The following is a 2,033-nucleotide window of genomic DNA, read 5'->3' as shown; positions in this document are numbered from 1 at the left end:
GGCTCGCTGCGCCTGCCGGCCAGCTGGTGCGGTATCTACAGCCTCAAGCCCAGCCTGGGCCGCATCCCCATCGACCCGCCCTACCAAGGCCGTGCCGCCGGTCCGATGACGCGCAGCGTGGATGACTCGGCACTGATGATGCAGGTGCTGTCGGCCCCCGATGTGCGCGACACGATGAGCCTGCCGCCGCAGGACATCGCCTGGAGCACCGTGGCCAGCACCGGCGCGGACTTTATCCGGGGCAAACGCATTGGCCTCTTGCTCGATGCCGGCTGCGGCCTGCCGCTGCAGCCCGAGGTGCGCGCGGCCATTGAACAGGCCGCAGCGCTGCTGGAAGCCGCTGGCGCCCAGATCACACCGATGCAGCCCTTCATGACGCCTGCGATGCTGGACGGCATGGACCGCTTCTGGCGCATGCGCTCGCTGAGCGATCTGCAGGCGCTCAGCAGCGCGCAGCGCGACAAGGTGCTGCCCTATATCCGTGCCTGGGCCGAGAGCGCCGAGGGCATGAGCGGCAGCGCAGTGTTCCAGGCCAGCCAGCAGTTCCACCAGGTGCGCCTGGCCACCGTCAAGGCTTGCAGTGCATTTGACTTTGTGATCTCGCCCGTGGCGCCGCATGTCGCGTTTGATGCCGAATGGGCATCGCCCACCAACGACCCCCTGCGCCCGCTGGAGCACATCGGTTTTACCGTGCCCTACAACATGTCGGAGCAGCCGGCCGCCTCCATCAACTGCGGCTACACCGCCGCTGGCCTGCCCATTGGCCTGCAGATTGCCGGCGCGCGTTTTGACGACCTGGGCGTGCTGCAGCTGTCGCGCGCTTTCGAGCAGATCCGCGGCCCGCAAAAGCCCTGGCCCCAGCCGCCCCAGGCCTGAGCCAAGGAGCGCAGCGCATGGGCACACAGCAGGACCTGTATGGCAACCCGGTCAGCAGCGATGCGGCCGCCCTGCCCTACCTGAACGATTTTGCAGAAGGCTTTGCCGCCTGCGAGATGCGCGTGCTGCGCATCCTGGACATCGCCGCGCAGGACCCCAGCCCACTGGTGCAAACCTGGTGCGCCGCGCTCCATCTGTTTGCCGAAGATGCCCAGGCCGCCCAGCAGGCGCGGCCCTTTTTGCAGCGCGCCCGCAGCCAGTTGGCGCAGGCCCATGACCGCGAAGCGCAGTGGCTGGCCGCCATCGAGGCCTGGGCCGATGGCGACACGCCCTTGGCCGCGCAACGGCTGGAAGCACTGGTCCACCACTACCCGCGCGATCTGGCCGCGCTCAAGCTCGCGCACTACCATGCCTTCAACCTGGGCGATTCCCCGGCCATGCTGCGCATGGCGCTGGCCGCCCAGCCGCACTGCGCCGATATCCCCTACTTCCACGGCATGCTGGCCTTTGCCTATGAGCAATGCCATCTGCTGGGCCAGGCCGAGCGCGCAGCGCGCCATGCGCTGCAGCTGCGCTTCAAGGAGCCCTGGGCCCACCATGCACTGGCCCATGTACTGCTGACCCAAGGCCGCGTGGACGAGGGCCTGGCCTTTATGCAAAACGCGAGCAGCAGCTGGACGGGGCTCAACTCCTTCATGCAGACGCACAACTGGTGGCACCTGGCGCTGTTCCTGATGGAGGATGCGCGCCACGACGAGGCCCTGCAGCTGCATGACAGCCAGGTCTGGGGCGTGGTGCCGGCCTATTCGCAGGACCAGATCGGTTCCATCTCACTGCTGGCGCGGCTGGAGCTCGAAGGCGTCGATGTCGGCCAGCGCTGGCAGCAGCTCAGCCCCTATCTGCTGCAGCGCCAGCATGACCATGTGCTGCCGTTTCTGGACCTGCAGTACCTCTACGGCCTGGCACGCGCCGGGCAATGGCAGGCCGCGCAGCAGCTGCTGGCCAGCATGCAGGGCCATGCCAATGCGCAAGTGCAGCCCCGCCTGCGCACCGCCTGGCAGGATGTCTGCCTGCCCGCCGCGCGCGGCCTGCTGGCCCATGCCCAAGGCCAGTACGGCCAGGCCGCCCAGCAGCTGGGGCCCTTGATTGCGCGCCTG

The 2,033-nt window shown here is 68.2% G+C and carries 2 protein-coding genes; both read left to right on the top strand.

Annotated elements, in window-relative coordinates:
- On the top strand, nucleotides 1-876 hold an 876-nt coding region (locus tag H928_RS0118555), incomplete at its 5' end, for an amidase family protein (protein ID WP_021027854.1).
- Nucleotides 877-893: 17 nt separating this feature from the next.
- On the top strand, nucleotides 894-2,033 hold a 1,140-nt coding region (locus H928_RS32515), incomplete at its 3' end, for a hypothetical protein (RefSeq protein WP_021027853.1).

Source organism: Comamonas sp. B-9 (assembly GCF_000410635.1).
Lineage (GTDB): Bacteria > Pseudomonadota > Gammaproteobacteria > Burkholderiales > Burkholderiaceae_C > Comamonas.
The sequence above is the reverse complement of the archived record's forward strand: the minus strand, read 5'-3'. Positions and strand labels throughout refer to the sequence as shown.